The sequence below is a fragment of the Neobittarella massiliensis (ex Bilen et al. 2018) genome (assembly GCF_900289145.1).
GTDB classification, from domain to species: domain Bacteria; phylum Bacillota; class Clostridia; order Oscillospirales; family Ruminococcaceae; genus Neobittarella; species Neobittarella massiliensis.
This window is the reverse complement of the sequence record NZ_OKQO01000008.1, coordinates 45,894-62,666: the sequence shown is the minus strand read 5'-3', so window position 1 is coordinate 62,666 and position 16,773 is coordinate 45,894. Positions and strand designations below refer to the sequence as shown.

At 62.9% G+C, this 16,773-nt stretch carries 14 protein-coding genes; 7 read left to right on the top strand and 7 right to left on the bottom strand.

Annotated features, from left to right (window positions below; all coding sequences use genetic code 11):
* Positions 1-26 precede the first annotated feature (26 nt).
* The 5 genes from C6Y32_RS12015 to C6Y32_RS11995 all read left to right on the top strand — a co-directional run bounded on the left by C6Y32_RS12015 (position 27) and on the right by C6Y32_RS11995 (position 5,254).
* Positions 27-902: a glycosyltransferase family 8 protein gene (locus C6Y32_RS12015; RefSeq protein ID WP_105205509.1), complete on the top strand. Its 876-nt coding sequence runs from the start codon at positions 27-29 to the stop codon at positions 900-902.
* The gene (locus C6Y32_RS12010) at positions 899-1,336 is read left to right on the top strand and encodes a zinc ribbon domain-containing protein (protein WP_105205508.1); all 438 of its coding nucleotides are present in this window, start codon (positions 899-901) and stop codon (positions 1,334-1,336) included. Before C6Y32_RS12015 ends, C6Y32_RS12010 begins: the two co-directional genes overlap by 4 nt.
* 155 nt (positions 1,337-1,491) lie before the next feature.
* Positions 1,492-2,094, top strand: coding sequence for a P-loop nucleotide/nucleoside kinase family protein (locus C6Y32_RS12005; protein WP_164998263.1), 603 nt, complete (start codon positions 1,492-1,494; stop codon positions 2,092-2,094).
* Positions 2,095-3,522, top strand: a complete 1,428-nt coding sequence (locus C6Y32_RS12000; RefSeq protein ID WP_105205506.1) for a glycoside hydrolase family 1 protein — start codon at positions 2,095-2,097, stop codon at positions 3,520-3,522. It abuts the gene before it with no gap.
* Between the two features lie 40 nt (positions 3,523-3,562).
* A complete protein-coding gene (locus C6Y32_RS11995; RefSeq protein ID WP_105205505.1) occupies positions 3,563-5,254 on the top strand; it encodes a GGDEF domain-containing protein in 1,692 nt (563 codons plus the stop codon).
* A gap of 97 nt (positions 5,255-5,351) precedes the next feature.
* Here the strand turns inward: C6Y32_RS11995 and C6Y32_RS11990 are convergent, their stop codons facing one another.
* On the bottom strand, positions 5,352-6,038 hold the full coding sequence (locus C6Y32_RS11990; protein WP_105205504.1) for a Crp/Fnr family transcriptional regulator: 687 nt from the start codon (positions 6,036-6,038) through the stop codon (positions 5,352-5,354).
* Positions 6,039-6,182: 144 nt separating this feature from the next.
* Between C6Y32_RS11990 and hcp the strand changes: the two genes are divergently transcribed.
* Positions 6,183-7,781: a hydroxylamine reductase gene (hcp, locus tag C6Y32_RS11985; RefSeq protein WP_105205503.1), complete on the top strand. Its 1,599-nt coding sequence runs from the start codon at positions 6,183-6,185 to the stop codon at positions 7,779-7,781.
* Positions 7,782-7,893: 112 nt separating this feature from the next.
* Here the strand turns inward: hcp and C6Y32_RS11980 are convergent, their stop codons facing one another.
* From C6Y32_RS11980 to C6Y32_RS11960, 5 genes are all read right to left on the bottom strand, one after another.
* Complete coding sequence (locus C6Y32_RS11980; protein ID WP_105205502.1) at positions 7,894-11,055, bottom strand: ABC transporter permease; 3,162 nt, start codon at positions 11,053-11,055, stop codon at positions 7,894-7,896.
* Positions 11,052-11,756: an ABC transporter ATP-binding protein gene (locus C6Y32_RS11975; protein WP_279287430.1), complete on the bottom strand. Its 705-nt coding sequence runs from the start codon at positions 11,754-11,756 to the stop codon at positions 11,052-11,054. Before C6Y32_RS11975 ends, C6Y32_RS11980 begins: the two co-directional genes overlap by 4 nt.
* A 355-nt stretch (positions 11,757-12,111) precedes the next feature.
* Positions 12,112-12,885 (bottom strand): zinc-ribbon domain-containing protein, encoded by a 774-nt coding sequence (locus tag C6Y32_RS11970; protein WP_105205500.1) that lies wholly within the window; start codon positions 12,883-12,885, stop codon positions 12,112-12,114.
* 314 nt (positions 12,886-13,199) lie between these two features.
* A complete protein-coding gene (locus C6Y32_RS11965) occupies positions 13,200-13,718 on the bottom strand; it encodes a nitroreductase family protein (protein WP_105205499.1) in 519 nt (172 codons plus the stop codon).
* 81 nt (positions 13,719-13,799) lie between these two features.
* On the bottom strand, positions 13,800-15,149 hold the full coding sequence (locus C6Y32_RS11960; protein ID WP_243562728.1) for an alanine/glycine:cation symporter family protein: 1,350 nt from the start codon (positions 15,147-15,149) through the stop codon (positions 13,800-13,802).
* Positions 15,150-15,651: 502 nt separating this feature from the next.
* On the opposite strand from C6Y32_RS11960, the gene C6Y32_RS11950 reads away from it, so the two are divergent.
* Positions 15,652-16,062, top strand: a complete 411-nt coding sequence (locus C6Y32_RS11950) for a secondary thiamine-phosphate synthase enzyme YjbQ (RefSeq protein ID WP_243206195.1) — start codon at positions 15,652-15,654, stop codon at positions 16,060-16,062.
* 97 nt (positions 16,063-16,159) lie between these two features.
* Here C6Y32_RS11950 and C6Y32_RS11945 read toward each other — a convergent pair whose 3' ends face one another.
* Entirely contained in the window at positions 16,160-16,744 is a 585-nt protein-coding gene (locus tag C6Y32_RS11945; RefSeq protein WP_105205497.1) for a pentapeptide repeat-containing protein, read from the bottom strand.
* Positions 16,745-16,773: the final 29 nt, after the last annotated feature.

Below are 16,773 nucleotides of genomic sequence, written 5' to 3'. Positions count from 1 at the left end.
GACTTTAAAAAAGTGAGGTGCCCGCTATGTCTGCCATCCACCTGCTGTGCTGCCTGGACCGCGGCTACATTCCCCAGCTGCGGGTGATGCTGTGCTCGGCGCTGCAAAACGAGCCGGGCGAGCTGGCGGTGCACATTGCCCACACCGGGCTGACCGACAGCGACTTTGCCGCGATCGCCCGCGGTTTTGACCGGCAGCGGCTGCAGCTGCTGTCCGTTTGCCTGGACCCGGCGCTGTTTGCCGGGGCACCCACCCAAAAGCGCTACCCCAAGGAGATGTACTACCGGCTGTTTGCCGCCCAGTACCTGCCGCCGGCGGTGCACCGGGTGCTGTACCTGGACCCCGACACGGTGGTGATCGGCCCGCTGGGCCCGCTTTATCGCATGGATATGGGCGGCTGCCCGCTGGCGGCGGCCGGGCACCTGCACCGCTTTTTTACCCGCATAAATCAGCTGCGGCTGGGCCTGGGGCGCGATGTGCCGTACCTGAACTCGGGCGTGCTGCTCATGGACCTGGACGCGCTGCGCACCGGGGCCGAAAAGACGCCGCCGCAGGTGTACGCGGCCATGGCCCGACTGGGCCGGTGGCGGCTGTGGCTGCCCGACCAGGACCTGCTGGCGGTGCTTTACGGCGGCGAGATCAAAGAGCTGGACGGCCGGGCATACAACGTGAGCGATCGCTACCTGCGCCTTTACAACTTAAACCCGCAAAACCGCCGGCGCCGCTTTGACGCCGACTGGGTGCGCCGGCACGGGGTCATCATCCACTACTTTGGCAAAAACAAACCCTGGAAGCCCGGCTACCGCGGTGTGCTGGGCGGCTACTACCACCAATACGACCAGATACAGCGCCGGCTGGCTGCCGGTGGCGACGACCCCATAAAGGAGGCAACGATACCGTGAACTGGCTGCAGAGATTTATGTACGGGCGCTACGGCGTAGACCCGCTGGGTATAGCCCTGCTGGTGCTCTATATGGTGCTCTCGATGATCGGGGCGTTTTGGCACTCGGCGGTGTACGCGCTGCTCATCCTGATCTTTCCGCTGATCATATTGCTGCGCTTTCTGTCGCGCAATATCGACGCCCGCAAGCGGGAGAACGACTGGTTTTTGTCGTGGTTCCCCGGCTTTAAAGATCGGGCGCAGGGCACCGTGCAGAGCGCGGGCAGCTGGTGGCAGCGCAAGCAGCAGCAGGCGCAGAAAAAGGCGGCCGACCGGGCCAATTACCGCTACTTTACCTGCCCTAAGTGCCGCCAAAAGCTGCGGCTGCCCAGGGGGCGCGGCAAGATAGAGATCACCTGCCCCAAGTGCCAGCACAAATTTGTAAAAAAGACCTAGCTAAAAAAGGGCCGCCCCACAGCCGTGGGACGGCCCTTTTTTGGCCGGCGGCGGCAGATACGCATTGTGGCCGGGCGGCAACTGTGTTAAAATGAAGTATATATGTCGGTTTTATCGGGCCCGCTAAAATGCGCGCCCGGCACAGGAGGCCTGCTATGCACACCATCTACCTTATCGCCGGTATGCCCGGCACTGGAAAGACCACTTTTTCTACCCATTTTGCCCGGCAGCGGCACATGCCGCTATTTTGCAAAGACGCCATGAAGGAGCTCTTGTTCGACACGGTGGGCTTTGCCTCACCGGCGGCCAAACAAAAGCTGGACGTGGCCAGCACCCAGCTGCTCTACTACGCCGCTGCCGCCCAGATGCAGACCGGCGGCGACGTGATGATCGAGAGCAATTTTACCCGGGCCGACGTGCCGGACGTGCAGGCGCTGTGCGACCGGTACGGCTACCGCCCGGTGACGGTGCTGTTTGACGGCGACCTGGACGCGGTATTTGAGCGGGTGTGCCGGCGGGACCTGAGCCCCGACCGGCACCCGGCCCACGCGATACCCGACTGCTACCCCGCCCCCGGCGGACAGAAGAAAAAGCCCGACGCGCCGCTGATGCAGCGAGACCAGTTTTTTGACATGGTAGAGAGCTGGGGCTCGCGGGAATTTTGCGTGGGGCGCCGGCTGGTGGTGGACGCCACCGACCTGGATAAACTGGATTTTGCGCGTATCGCCGCGCAGATAGACGAGTTGGAGGACTGCTGAATGAAAACGCTGAGACCATTTCCGAAAGACTTTTTGTGGGGGGCCGCCACCAGCGCCTATCAGGTGGAGGGGGCTGCCCAGCTGGAGGGCAAAAAGCTCTCGCAGCAGGATGTGATCAACCGCCGCCCCGGCGTGGCCGACGCCGAGGTGGCCAGCGACCACTACCACCGCTATAAAGAGGATGTGGCCCTGATGAAAGAGCTGGGGCTGCGCTCGTACCGCTTTTCTTTGGCCTGGGCGCGCATCTTCCCCGACGGGGTGGGCGACCCCAACCCGCAGGGAGTGCAGTTTTACCACCACCTGCTCGACGAGCTGCAAAAGGCCGGCATCACCCCCATCGTGACGCTGTACCACTACGACATGCCGCTGGCGCTGGTGGAGAAATACGACGGCTGGATAGACCGGCAGAGCGTGGCCGACTTTGCCTACTACACCGAATTTGTGCTGCGGGAGTACGGCGGCAAGGTAAAGTACTGGCTGACCATCAACGAGCAGTCGATCATCGTGCAGTACTGGACCAAGAAGAACCTGATCCCCGAGAAATACCTGGATGACCCGCAGGTGCGCTACCAGATCAACCACCACATGAACCTGGCCCACGCCACCGCCTGCAAGCTGGTGCACCAGCTGGTGCCGGGCGGCATGGTGGGGGCGGCCATCAACACCGCCCCCATCTACCCGCTGACCAGCACCCCCTGCGACGTGATGGCCGCCCAGAACGCGCTGGACGTGCGCAACCTGTTTTACCTGGACGTGTACTTTAAGGGCCAGTACAACAAAGCCGCCTTCATCTACCTGGAGGAGATGGGAGTGGCCCCCAAGATAGAGCCGGGCGACCTGGAGCTGTTTCGGGAGGGATACTCGGACTTTTTGGCCCTCAACTACTACTCCAGCGACTGCGCCAAGTTCCCCCCGCCGGACGCCCAGCGCACCGAGAGCGGGGTCAACTACACCGGCAAAAAGGGCGAGATCGACTCGTACGAGACGATGCCCGACTTTTTCCAGATCGTGCGCAACCCCAACTGCGACACCACCGACTGGGACTGGGCCATTGACCCCACCGGGCTGGAGTACCTGCTGCGCGACATCTACACCCGCTACGGCAAGCCGCTGATGATCACCGAGAACGGCCTGGGCTTTTTTGACAAGCTGGAGGACGACGGGACTGTTCACGACGACTACCGCATAGACTATCTGCGCAGCCACATCCGGGCGGTACAGCGGGCCATGCACTACGGGGTGGAGGTGCTCTCGTACAACCCCTGGTCGTTCATGGACCTGCTCAGCACCGAAAACGGCTACCAGAAGCGCTATGGCTTTGTGTATGTAGACCGGGGCGAAGAGGACCTGCGCACGCTGGACCGCATAAAAAAAGACAGCTATTACTGGTACCAGCAGGTGATCGCCAGCGGCGGCCAAAAGCTGTAGACGACGCCGGACGACACCGGGAGCAGAGAGGAGAGCAGGGATGGAAAAAGAGAGACCGCGCACCCTGACCAGCCGCCTGCTGCCGGTCCTCTACGCGGCGGTGGCGGTGGCCCTGGCGGGGCTGCTGGCATATGTGGGAGCGCGCTCACAGCTGCCGGGGATGAAGCTGTCGGCGCCGGCGCCGCACACGCTAAGCAGCGGCTGGCGGCTGGTGCGCGACGGCGACAGCTGGCCGGCGGCGCTGCCGCTGGAAGTGGACGGCGACGAGGTGCTCCTCAAGATCGAGCTGCCGCAGCTAAAGGCCGGGGACATGCTCTTGTTCTCCAGCCGCTTTCAGAAGGTACAGGTATCGGTAGAGGGGCAGGTGCTGCTGGACTACGGCTACAGCCAACCAGCGCCGCTGGGCGCTCTGCTGGGAGACGTGCTGTGCCAGGTGCCGCTGGCGCCGGGGCACAGCGGGCGCACGCTGACGCTGCGGCTAGAGCTGGACGGCCGGTACCCCAACCGGGCGGGGCTTGCGGAGATGTACCTCGACCAGCAGGGCACGCTGTACAGCTACCTGCTGCAAAAGGAACTGCCCAAGATCCTGTGTATCTCTATCTTTTTGCTGGTGGGCGTCGCGCTGTGCGCGGGCTATGTGCTGCAGCTGTGTAAAAAGGCGGTGTCGAGCTACAAGAACCTGCTGTACCTGGGCTGTTTTGTGCTGCTGGCGGCGGTATGGGTGTGGAGCGACAGTTCGCTGGGGCAGCTCGCCTTTTCAAACAGCGTAGGGGTGTGCCTGGTCTCGTTTTTCAGCTTTATGCTGCTGCCGGCGCCGCTTTTGGGCATGGTGGGCACCACCTGCCCCAGCGCCAAACGCTATACCCATCTGCTGCAGGACCTGATACTGGGCAACATACTGGTGCAGACGGCGCTGTACCTGTTCAATGTAGTGGACTACCCGGTGCTGCTGCCCGTCACCCACCTGCTGCTGCTTTTCAGCGCCGGGTATATGACCTGGCTGCTGGTGCGGCAGGTGCGGCGGCAGCGCTCCCCCTATGCGCGGGATATGCTGCTGGCGCTGGGCTTTCTTGGCACGTCGGCACTGGTGAGCCTGGCCATGTTTTATATCGATCTGTCGCTGGACAAGAGCACCGTATTCTGCCTGGGGCTGATGGTGTTCATCCTCATACTGTGCTACAGTTCGGTGCGGTGGCTGTTTACCCTGCAGGGCAGCCACACCGAGATGGTGCTGTACCGCAAGCTGGCCTATACCGACGTGATGACCCACACCCAAAACCGCATCGCCTTCGAGACCTTTTTGGAGGAGCGGCGGGCCGGCGGGCCGGACCAGCCGCCGCTGGAGGTGTACATGTTTGACATCAACGGCCTGAAATCGGTCAACGACGAGCAGGGGCACCAGGCCGGAGATCAGGTCATTCGCGACGCGGCCGACATCATCCGCGCGGTGCTGGGGGGCCTGGGCACGCTGTACCGCATCGGCGGCGACGAGTTCGTGGCCATTTTGCAGGACGCCCGCCACCCCCGCAGCCACTATGCCCGGCTGCTGCAAAAAGCGGTGGCCGACCACAACCGCCAGCTGCCCCAACCGGCCTTTACGATCGCTATGGGCAGCGCCAGCAGCCGCACCTTTCCCCAGCTGACCATCGACCAGCTGCTGGAGATCGCCGACCGGCAGATGTACCGCGACAAGGCCCGGCAAAAAGCGGGCCAGCCGCTCGAGAGCCGTTAGACGTTAAAACCAAACGGGCTAAACTAAAAAAGAGAGGTCTTCTGCGCGCAGAGGACCTCTCTTTTTGCGGGGCGGGAGCTTGGCGGCCGGGAGAAGATCAGGCCGGGGGCGGTTGCAGCAGGGTGAAGTGGTTGCGGCAGTAATCGAGCACACCTTCGCGGCGCAGGCGGCTCAACTCGGCAGACATGGCACTGCGGTCGACCGACAGGTAATCGGCCAGCTGCTGCCGGTCGAAGGGGATATCGAACTGGGCGCTGCCCTGACGCCCCGACTCGGCCGAGAGATAAGAGAGCAGCTTTTGGCGGGTGGTGCGCTGGGCCATGTGGGTGAGCTTTTCGTGAAAGCGCAGATTTTTGCCGGCCATATCGGCCAGCAGATTGCGCACCACCCGGCTGTGAAAGCCGCAGGCGGCGCTGCAGGTGGTGAGCACCCGCCCCACCTCTAAAAACAACACCGTGGCGGGGCTGTCGGCAACCACCCCGATATCCAGCACCGCGCCGGGGGTGCAGGCAAAAGACTCGGCAAACAGCTGGCCGGGCTGTACCCGGGAGAGAATGTTGCGGTTGCCCCAAAAATCCTCCTGGGCGATGTGGGCGGTGCCGCCCAGCAGCAGGCCCAGCGCGGTGGCCCGCTCGCCCGGCCGCAGGATGAAATCACCTTTGGCGAAGGCGGCGGCACGGGCCCCCAGACAGCCGAGCATGGCGGCGACCTCGTCGGCCTGTACACCGGAAAACAGCACCGACTTTTGGACGATGGGAAAATAAGGGGTGATATCTGGCTGCATAAGCGCTCCTTTTGTTGGATAAACAACATACTTGTTTGTTTTATTATAGTACCCTAAAAACACCAAGTCAATGCATCGGGCGGTCACATGAGCCGGCCGGCGCCAGACGCGGCGTGCGCGCCGCGCCGTAAGGAGGAACGCGAGATGGATACCAAGATGTTTTGTTTTCAGTGTGAGCAGACCGCCGGCTGTGCCGGCTGCACCGGCAGCGCCGGGGTGTGCGGTAAGACCGCTGCCACCGCCCAGCTGCAGGACGCGCTGACCGGGGCGCTGTGCGGGCTGGCGCGGGCGGCCATGGATGGCGGCGCCGACAGCGATACCGACCGCCTGATCATCGAGGGGCTGTTTGCCACTTTGACCAACGTCTCTTTTGACGACCGGGCGCTAGAGCAGCTGCTCGCGCGGGCAGAGCGCGAAAAAGAGCGGCTGCAGCCCGGCTGTGCCGGCTGCGCCGCCCCTTGCGGCAAGGTGGAAAATTATGATCTGGCCGCGCTGTGGGGCGAGCCGGATGAAGATGTGCGCTCGCTGAAATCGCTTATTTTATTCGGGCTGCGGGGCATGGCCGCCTACGCCCACCATGCGCTGGCGCTGGGACACAGCGACGAGCAGGTAAATACCTTTTTTTACCGGGCGCTGTACGCGCTGGGCGAGGACCTGACGGTGCCCCAGCTGCTGCCCTTGGCGCTGCAGCTGGGAGAGGTGAACCTGCGCTGCATGGGGCTTTTAGACGGGGCCAATACCGGCGCCTACGGTGCACCGGTTCCCACCGAGGTGACCATGACGGTGCAGCCGGGGCCGTTTATCGTGATATCGGGCCACGACCTGCACGACCTGAAACTGCTGCTGGAGCAGACGGTGGGGACCGGGGTATCGGTCTACACCCACGGCGAGATGCTGCCGGCCCACGCCTACCCGGCTCTGCATGCCTACCCCCAGCTGAAGGGGCACCTGGGCACCGCCTGGCAGAACCAGCAGCGGGAGTTCGCCGATCTGCCGGCGCCCATCCTGTTCACCACCAACTGCATCATGCCGCCTAAGCCGAGCTATGCCGACCGGGTGTTCACCACCGGCGTGGTGTCGTTTGCCGGGGCAGCGCACATTGGCCCCGAGCGCGACTTTACGCCGCTCATCGCACAGGCCAAGCAGCTGGGCGGCTATGCGCAGCCCCACACCTTTACCGGCATGAACGGCGGCAGCAAGCTGACCACCGGCTTTGGCCGCGACGCAGTGCTGGCCCACGCCGACGAGGTGCTGGCGGCCATCTCCCGCGGGGATATCCGCCACATCTTTTTGGTGGGCGGCTGCGACGGCGCCCGGCCCGGCCGCAGCTACTACACCGAATTTGTACAGCAGACCCCGCCGGACACGCTGGTACTCACGCTGGCCTGCGGCAAGTTTCGCTTTAACGACCTGGACCTGGGACAGGTGGCGGGGCTGCCCCGGATCATGGATATGGGCCAGTGTAACGATGCCTACAGCGCCATCCAGGTGGCGCTGGCGCTGGCCGAGGCGCTGGGCTGCGGCGTCAACGACCTGCCGCTGTCGATGGTGCTCTCCTGGTATGAGCAAAAGGCGGTCTGCATACTGCTGACGCTTTTGCACCTGGGGGTGCAAAACATCCGCCTGGGGCCCACGCTGCCGGCTTTCCTCTCCCCCGGTATTTTGCAGTACCTGGTAAAGCACTACCACATCGCCCCCATCACCACCCCCCAGCAGGACCTGCAGGCGCTGCTGGGCCGGTGAGCGCAGCGGCCCCATCGCCGCCGGCCGTCCCGGTAAAATAAGAGCAGGGCCCGCACCGAGCACGGTGCGGGCCCTGCTTTTTGAGGACCGATAGAGACAGTACAGCGGGGGTTTACTCCACCGACTTGAGCGACTCTACCATATCCACTTTTTTGAGCTTATAGTGCATGGCGAAATTTACCAGCAGCGAAAATACCACCGTCAGCAGCGCAGCCAGCAGGTAGCTCAGGGCGCTGATATCGCGGCCGAACATGATGGAATCGATCTCGGCGGTGGTGATGACGAACCGGTGCAGAGCGATGCCCACCAGCAGCCCGGCGGCCACTCCAAATACGGTGAGGAAGATATTTTCCCGGTAAATATAGGCCGAGACCTCGCGGTCGGTAAAGCCCAGCACCTTGATGGTGGCGATCTCGCGGATGCGCTCGCCCACATTGATGTTGGTGAGGTTGTAGAGCACCACAAAGGCCAGCAGCCCGGCACAGACGATGAGCACGATGACCACGTAGTTGAGCGAGCCGATGGTGTCGTCGAAATTGTCCTCGATGCCGGAGGTGTAGCTGACGGTGAGCACGCCGTCCTGCGCCAGCAGGTATGCCGACAGGCTCTCTTCGGCCTGCTGGCCGCCGTTTTGCTGCAAAATACCCAGCGCCGCGTTGTAGGCCGGGGCGGCACCGAACACCTTCATGTAGTAACTGGGGCTCATGTACAGGTAGTGGCCGGCGTAGTTTTCGGTGATGTCGGCGATCTTTAAGGTGTAGCGCACGTTCTCGTCGCCTACCAGGTAGATCTCGTCGCCGGCTGAGACGTGCAGCAGCTGAGCCAGCTTCTCGTCGATGACGGCGCCGTCGTCGCCCAGCGCATAGGGTTTTTTGTCGCTGCGGTGGCGCAGCAGCACGTAATCAGAGAGCTGCTCGACCTTTTCAGGCACGAAGAGGTAGGCGTCGTACTCGCGGCTGCCGTGGCCCACGGTGCTGTTTTTCTGCCGCACCAGCAGGCTTTTTTGCAGCTCGTCGCGGCCCTGCAGCATATCGGCAAAGCGGGCCCGGTCGCCTTTGACCTGATCCTCGTCGAAGACGATGGTGGTGTCCTGCCGGGTGAGCGTGCCGAACTGATTTTTGACGATGCCGGAGATGGAATCTTTTACCCCAAAGCCGGTGAGCATGAGCGCGGTACAGCCGGCGATGCCCAGCACCGTCATGAAGATGCGCTTTTTATAGCGAAACAGGTTGCGGGCGGTCACTTTGCCGGTAAAGCTGAGGCGCCGCCAGATGAAGTTCACCCGCTCGAGCAGCACCCGCTTGCCGGCTTTGGGCGCCTTGGGGCGCATCAGCTGACTGGGCTGTTCGCGCAGCTCGCCCAGGCAGACCGAGATGACCGACAGCCCCGCACAGGCCGCCGCCCCCAGCGTGATCCACAGAGCGTAGTTCCAGCGGAACGGGGCGACGACGTCGATCATGCGGTACATGATGCCGTAGGCGCCGAAGATGATGCCGGGGAACAGCTTAAAGCCGATGAGCAGCCCCACCACTGCGCCCAGCACCGCCGCCGACACTGCGTACACCAGGTACTTGGCGGCGGTGGCCCAGGAGCCGTAACCCAGCGCCTTGATGGTGCCGGCCTGGGTGCGCTGCTCCTCTACCATGCGGGTCATGGTGGTGATGCACACCAGCGCCGCCACCAGGATGAAGAACACCGGGAACACCAGCGAGATGTTGTTGATGCGGTCGGCGTCCTGCTCGAAACCGGCATAGCCGGTGTTTTGCTGGCGGGAGTTGATGTACCACACCGGCACCTTGATCTTCTGCAGCTCGGCACGGCCGTCGTCGATCTTCTGCTGGCCGTCGCGCATCTGCTGTTCAAAGTCCGCCAGCGCCACCTGATAGTCGGCCATGCCCTGATCGTACTCGGCTTGGCCCTGGTCGATCTGCTGGGCGGCCTGCTGCAGCTGCGCCTCGCCTTCTGCCTTTTGCTGGTCAAACTGGGCTTTTGCCTGGGCGTAGCCGGAGGCCGCCTGGTCGAGATAGCCCTTTACCTGGGCGGCGTTTTGCTGCAGCTGCGCATACTGGGGCTGCAGCTGGTCGTACTGGGCCGTCAGCTGGGCGTAGAGCGCCTGCTGCTCGGCCGGCAGTGCCGCCGGGTCGCCCATGGCGTCGATCTGCGCCTTGAGCCCCTCTACTTTGGGGCCCATCTGGGCCACGGCGGCGGCCAGCTGGTCGTATTTTACTTGCAGGTCGTCACGGGTCTTTTTGACCTCGTCGATCTGCGCCTGACCCTGGGTGATCCCGGACTCGTAGAGCTGGCGGTTCTCGGCCAGCTGCTGGCGGCCCGACTCCAGCTGGGCATAGGCGTCGTCGAGCTTTTGCCTGGCGGCCCCCAGCTCGGCCTCGCCGGCTACCCGGCCGTCGTCGAGTTCTTTCTGGGCGTCGTCGAGCTGTTTCTCAGCCTCGCCGAACACCTCGTCGTAGCGGATCTGCGCCCGCTCCTCGCCCACCGCCTCCAGCGTTTTTACCCCGTCGTCGCGCAGGGTCTTGTACGCATCGGAAAAGCAGTCGAGCGCCTTGGCACCGGTAAAGGTGATGTAGGCCTCGGTGTACACCTCGGTGGTGAAATCGTCGGCGGGGATATAGAGATAGTCGGACACCTTGCCGCTGCCGATGGAGGAGGAGCCCAGGTCGTAGGTGACATACAGCGGGCTCTGCACCCGGCCGACGATGGTGTATTCGGCGGTGCGCAGGTTATCCTCCACCTGGGTGTTGCCCGAGTCGGACTGCAGCACCAGCTTGTCGCCGATCTGGTAGCCGTCGCCGAACATCTCGGTGGCGTTGATGGCGCATTCGCCGCTGTTTTGGGGCAGCCGCCCCTCGACGACGAGCGGCCGGTTGAGGGTATCGCCGGGGTCGTAAGAGAGGGCCTTGACGACGGTGTCTTTGCCGCCCATTTTCACGATGACATCCAGCGAGTAGCCCGGCTGCACCGTTTTGACCCCTTCGGCCGCGCGCAGGGCAGCCAGGTCGTCGCCGTTGATGCCGTAGGTGGAGAGCGCCTTGGCATCCATGAGATCCTGATCGTCGAAATAGGTGTCGCCGGTGAGCTTCATATCCGGCCCGGTGGCCTTGATACCGGCAAAAAAGCCGGCCCCCAGCGCCACGATAAGAAAGATGGACAAAAAACGGCTGCGGGTCTTTTTGATCTCCCGCAGAGTATCTTTGGCCAGCGGACCAAAAAGCGAGCGCCGGCGCTTTTTGGCCTGGGGCCCCTGCTGCCCGCTCACCACTCGATTTCCTCGACCGGGGTGGGGGACGGATTTTCAACCATCGAGCGCACCTGGCTGTTTTTGATCTTGATGACCCGGTCGGCCATGGGGGTGAGCGCGGTGTTGTGGGTGATGACCACCACCGTGGTACCGGTCTCGCGGCAGGTGTTTTGCAGCAGGGCCAGCACCTCTTTACCGGTCTGATAATCCAGGGCGCCGGTGGGCTCGTCGCAGAGCAGCAGTTTGGGCCGCTTGGCCAGAGCCCGAGCGATGGCTACCCGCTGCTGCTCGCCGCCCGAGAGCTGGGCGGGAAAGTTCGAGAGCCGCTCGCCCAGCCCCACCTGGCGCAGCACCTCGGCGGCGTCTTGCGGGTCGCGGCAGATCTGTGCGGCCAGCTCTACGTTCTCGGTGGCGGTGAGGTTTTGCACCAAGTTATAAAACTGAAATACAAAGCCGATATCGTACCGGCGGTAGTCGATCATCTGGCGGCGGTTAAAGGCGCTGACTACTTTGCCGTCGACGATGATCTCGCCGCCGTCACAGGTGTCCATCCCCCCCAGCATATTGAGCACAGTGGTCTTACCTGCCCCGGAGGGTCCCACGATGACACAAAATTCCCCTTTTTCTATCTCGAAGGTGATACCGTTGGCGGCGGCGATGGTCACCTCACCCATCTTATAGCGTTTCATCACGTCCCGAAATTGCACAAAGCTGTTCAATGCGATCGATTCCTCCTGCCTGTGCGGGCGCCGGTGGCCGCGATAGGGCCGGTGGGCAGCACACAGTTCTATATATAGATAAGTATAGCGCATCCGCCGGCTCTTTTCATGAGAAATTTGTGAACGGCGGTAAATAGCGGGCGCCGAAGCCAGTACCGGGCCGGCCGACGGCGGGGTGGCCGGCTCTCTGGCGCCCGGAAAGCGGCGGGCGACTGCCGCCGGGTACCGGCCAGATGGCGGTGGGGCCCGGCAGCGTTTGGGACGCGGGTGGGTGGCTGTCCCGGAGATAAAGCAGCAAAAAAGAGCCGGGCGGCCCAGCGTTAGACGCCGGTGGCCGGGCTCTTTTATTGATATATTACTGGGCCAGCGAGAAGATCACCCGCGGGTTTTGGGCATAGGTGGGGTCCCAGTAGTGGAGCTCGCGCTGGGCGGGGTCGCCCTCGTCGAGATCGAACTGGTACTGCAGCAGCACCACCTGCGTCTGGCCGGGGGTGAGCTTTAAGCGCTCGTCTTCGTCCAGCGGCACCGCCTCAGACCGGGCATAGATCGAGCTGCTGATATCGCTGTCCTCGTAGGTGGCAAAATCGCCGCCGCTATAGGCCATCAGGCGTGAGCCCTCGATATAGACGTTCTCGTCGCCGGTGTTCTCTACCTCTAAGAGCACCACCACCGTCTGCTCGTCGGCATCGTCCTTGATGCCGTAGTCGCTGCCGGGCCTTACGTCTTTAAGGGTAAAGGCGAAGTCGCCGAAAAAGGCGGTCTCGTCTTTTTGGTAGACTGTCTCATCGGGCGGCTGCTCGTTGTCGAACCAGTCGCCGGCGTCGCCGGGCTCTATCTGCTGTGACTGGCTGCCGTGGTTGTAGCGGTAGCGGTCGGCCCGGGAGCGGAAAAAGTCTTGCACGTGTGAGGCCAAGCTGGGCGCTGCCGCCGCCCACACGCCAATGATGAGCAGCAGCACCACGCCCCAGGCGGCGGCCAGCGCGATGACCACCGTTTTGGTGGACTTTTTCTTCTGCTGGATCTGGGTGCCTTTTAGAAAGGACCCACAGGCGGGGCAGAAGTTTTGCCCCGGAGCGACAGCTGCCCCGCAGTGGGCGCAGCGCTCGCCGGTATACTGTGTGTTCTGCATGGGGTGTGACCTCCTGACAAAGTGCGGCACCACTGATTGGCACCGCACCGTACATCTCTGTTACTTTAGTGTAGTGTATGCCCCCGCGTTTGTCAACAAGATGTGACCAATATGACAAAACCGTAAGCTGCCGGCGACAGCTGGCGAGCGGGGGTAAAAAGCAGGCGAGAACACACCGATCACCCATGCAAAAAATGTGGCAGGCCGGTACACACGCTCGGCCAAAAGCATCGGCGACCGGCAGGCAGAAGAAAAAAGAGCACCGGCTGTTTGCGCCGGTGCTCCCCTTTTTAATTTCTGTCTGCGCGCCGGCGTCAGGCGTAGTGGACGACGCCTTCTCTTCTGGGCTTGGGCTGGGGCAGGTCGCCGGCCGGGTAACCCAGCACCGCGATCGCGTACACCCCGTGATCTTGGGGCACTCCAAAGCCGTCGAGCACCGCCCGTACCGCCGGCACGTCAGAGAGCTCTTTGAGCTGGTTGACCCAGCAGCTGCCCAGACCCAGCGCATGGGCCATGAGCATGATGTTTTCCATAGCGCAGCCGGTATCGGCCAGGTGATTGCCGTTTTCTTTTTCGCCCGAGACCAGGATCATGCAGGCCGGCCGGTACAGATCGTACTCCGGCTTTTGCAGTGCCTCGGCCATGACGGCAGCCAGCTTCTGGATCTGCTCTTTTTTCTGTACCACTGTGAATTGCCAGCTCTGTTTGCCCATTCCGCTGGGGGCATAGGTGGCCGCCTGCAGGATGGTCTTTAGCTTTTCGCTCTCGACCGGGGTATCGGCAAAGGCCCGCACACTGCGCCGGGTGAGCATGTTTTGCAGCACTTCGTTCATGATTGACCTCCTCTATCTGGTCTGGCCGGCGGCGCCACAACAGGCAGGGCCCGACCGGCAGTCGTCTCGTCTAGATTCATTCTATCGCCGAAAGAAGTCTTTTGTCAATCGAAACACAGTGCCCGAGAGCGCGGCCAGCGCGATGAGGTTGGGTACTGCCATGAGCCCGTTGAGCGTGTCGGCCAGCTGCCACACCCGCTGCAGCTGCACCGTGGCCCCCACCATCACCAGCACCAAAAACAAGATCCGGTAGCTCCACACCGCCCAGCTGCGGCCGCCGCTCAGGTAGCGCAGAGCGCTCTCGCCGTAAAAGCACCAGCCCAACATGGAGGATACGGCAAAAAACAGGATGGAGATGGCGATGAACGGCGGCGCCCAGCTGCCCAGCACCCGGCCAAAGGCGGCGGTAGTCAGGGCGGCGCCGTCGAGCCCAGTATCTAAAGCGCCGGTGCACAGGATCACCAGCGCGGTGAGCGTGCAGCTGACAAAAGTGTCGGCAAACACCTCGAACATGCCCCACAGGCCCTGCTGTACCGGGCTGGCGGTATCGGCGCTGGCGTGGGCGATGGGGGCCGAGCCCAGGCCGGCCTCGTTGGTGAACACGCCGCGGGCGATGCCAAAGCGCACCGCCCGGCTGGTGAAAAAGCCGGCCGCGCCACCGCCCAGCGCAGCGGACGAAAAGGCGTCTTTAAAAATGCTGCCCAGCGCCGCCGGCAGCTGCCGCCAGCAGACGGCCAACACCCAGATGGCCGCCCCCATATAAAACAGGCTCATCAGCGGCACCAGTTTTTCGGTAAAGGCGGCGATGCGCGAGATGCCGCCCAGCACCACCATGGCCACCACGGCCATCACCGCCACCCCGGTGATGGCCGGGTGCAGGCCAAAGCACTGCTGCAGCGACTGAGCGATGGTGTTGGACTGGGTCATGTTGCCGATGCCAAACGAGGCGCAGGCACACAGCAGGCAAAACAGTACCGGCAGCAGGCGGCTGTGCAGCCCCTTTTTCATGTAGTACATGGGGCCGCCGCGGTAGCCGTCCGGCGTTTTTTCGCGGTAGTGCACGGCCAGCAGCACCTCGGCGTATTTGGTCATCATGCCCCCCAGGGCAGATACCCACATCCAAAAAATGGCGCCGGGGCCCCCCAGGGTCATGGCGGTGGCCACCCCGGCGATGTTGCCCACCCCCATCGTGCCGGCCAGCGCGGTGGTCATGGCGCCAAAGGGGCTCACCTGCCTGCGGTCGCGCCCCTTTTTGGCGCCGCCGAACAAACTGCCCACCGTGTGGCGCAGCATGTAGCCAAAGCGGCGCAGCTGCAGCCCCCGGGTGCCCAAGGTAAAATACAGCCCGATACCGATCATGGCCACCAGCATGGCCGGCCCCCACACAAATCCGTCTACGGCTTTTCCCGCCGCACGCAGCCACTCTGTCACCCCTGTATCTCCTCCCCTGTTTAAAAACAGACGCCGGCCGCCGCGTATCCGCCCGACTGCCGCGCCACCGTTCTGCCACTTTGGCCGCCTGCCGGCCAATACGGCCCGGCCTTACTCCTTTTTCCGCGCAGACCGCCTAAAAACTGACGGCGGTTCTGTCTTTTCCCATCGAGCTGCCACTACTGCACCCGGTGAGCAGTGGCGGCGGCCCTTCTAAAAACTGTATGAACCGGCGGCACACGGTATGCCCGCAGCGCAGCACTGCCGCTGCGCCGTCAAATATTTAGCGGCAGCGCTACTTTTATAGCAGCAGTTTCGCCATTTTTTACAGCGGCGAATTGTGCGCATCTCTGGATTTTGGCGGGCAGCAGGCCAAACCGGTTGTGCGGCAACGGCGAATCGTGTACCATATTTGGTGGCAGATAACCGGCATCGGCCACCGGGTCTTTGGGCGGGAGGCCGTGCCGGTACAGACCCCGCTGCAAACAAGGAGGAACAGAAAATGGGCAGACCCATGGTAGTACGCAATCTACAGACCAAAAAAGACGATATCGTCAATATCACCCCCGAGATCAAGGCCATCGTGGCCGAGAGCGGCGTGCAGGAAGGCATTGTAGTGGTGCACATCTCGCACACCACCGCCGCGCTGCTGTGCACCTCACACTGGGACGTGAAGGGCCACATCGAGATCATGCAGGAGCTCGATCGGCTGGTGCCCACCCGGGTGAACATGCTGCATCAGGACTCCCCGTCCGACGCCTCCGGCCACGTGAAATCGGCCATCGTGGGCGTGAGCGTAACGGTGCCCATCTCCGGCGGTGAGATGGTGCTCAGCCACTCGCAGGGCATCTTTTTCGCCGAGTTCGACGGCCCTCGCCACCGCTCGTACGACGTAAAAGTCATCGACTGCTAGAGGCCACCCGGCAAATAGATCGAGCGCCGGCCCCACACCAGGGCCGGCGCTCTTTTTTATCGTGTATCCCGATCCTGCCGGGCGGGCGGCGAGGCGGTCACTCCACCTCGATCTCCAGTGCCTCCAGCAGGGAGAGCACCTGCGGGTGGGTGAAGCGGGCCCCTTTGAGCTGGCAGCTCATGATATCGACCCGGTAACCCACAGCCCGGCGCAGGTCGGCCCGGCGCAGATCGCATTTGAAAAACTCGGTCTCATCCAGCTGACAGCCGCTCAGATCGCTGCCGGCCAGGCGGCACTCGGCAAACAGCGATCCGGTGATAGCCGACTCATCAAAGCAAAAGCGATCGAGCTCCATAGCCGTAAAGGTATTGTACTTGAGCCGGCAGCCCCGCAGCGCGGCGATGGGGGCGGCAAAGCGGCCGCTGGGCACCAGGTCCCCCCAGTTTACCCCCAGCAGGTCGCAGTTATCAAAGACGGCCTCACGCAGCTGGCTGTAGCGGGCCGTGAGCTCGCGCACCCGGCAGCCGGTAAAGGTACAGTCGGTCAGCTGGCAGTTTTGCAGCTGACAGTTTTCAAAGGTACAGCGCACAAAGGTGCAGTCGGTCCACTCGCAGTCGGCAAAGGTGTCGCCGCTGCAGTGCAGGCCGGTAAAGGTCTTTTCCTGGGCAAAGATGCCGTTCATAGCGCATTCCCCCCTATCCGTATTTTTAC

Coding starts and splice junctions, on each gene's coding strand:
- C6Y32_RS12015 (WP_105205509.1), top strand. CDS start 27: ATGTCTGCCATCCACCTGCTGTGCTGCCTGGACCGCGGCTACATTCCC.
- C6Y32_RS12005 (WP_164998263.1), top strand. CDS start 1,492: ATGCACACCATCTACCTTATCGCCGGTATGCCCGGCACTGGAAAGACC.
- C6Y32_RS12000 (WP_105205506.1), top strand. CDS start 2,095: ATGAAAACGCTGAGACCATTTCCGAAAGACTTTTTGTGGGGGGCCGCC.
- C6Y32_RS11995 (WP_105205505.1), top strand. CDS start 3,563: ATGGAAAAAGAGAGACCGCGCACCCTGACCAGCCGCCTGCTGCCGGTC.
- C6Y32_RS11990 (WP_105205504.1), bottom strand. CDS start 6,038: ATGCAGCCAGATATCACCCCTTATTTTCCCATCGTCCAAAAGTCGGTG.
- hcp (WP_105205503.1), top strand. CDS start 6,183: ATGGATACCAAGATGTTTTGTTTTCAGTGTGAGCAGACCGCCGGCTGT.
- C6Y32_RS11970 (WP_105205500.1), bottom strand. CDS start 12,885: ATGCAGAACACACAGTATACCGGCGAGCGCTGCGCCCACTGCGGGGCA.
- C6Y32_RS11965 (WP_105205499.1), bottom strand. CDS start 13,718: ATGAACGAAGTGCTGCAAAACATGCTCACCCGGCGCAGTGTGCGGGCC.
- C6Y32_RS11950 (WP_243206195.1), top strand. CDS start 15,652: ATGGGCAGACCCATGGTAGTACGCAATCTACAGACCAAAAAAGACGAT.
- C6Y32_RS11945 (WP_105205497.1), bottom strand. CDS start 16,744: ATGAACGGCATCTTTGCCCAGGAAAAGACCTTTACCGGCCTGCACTGC.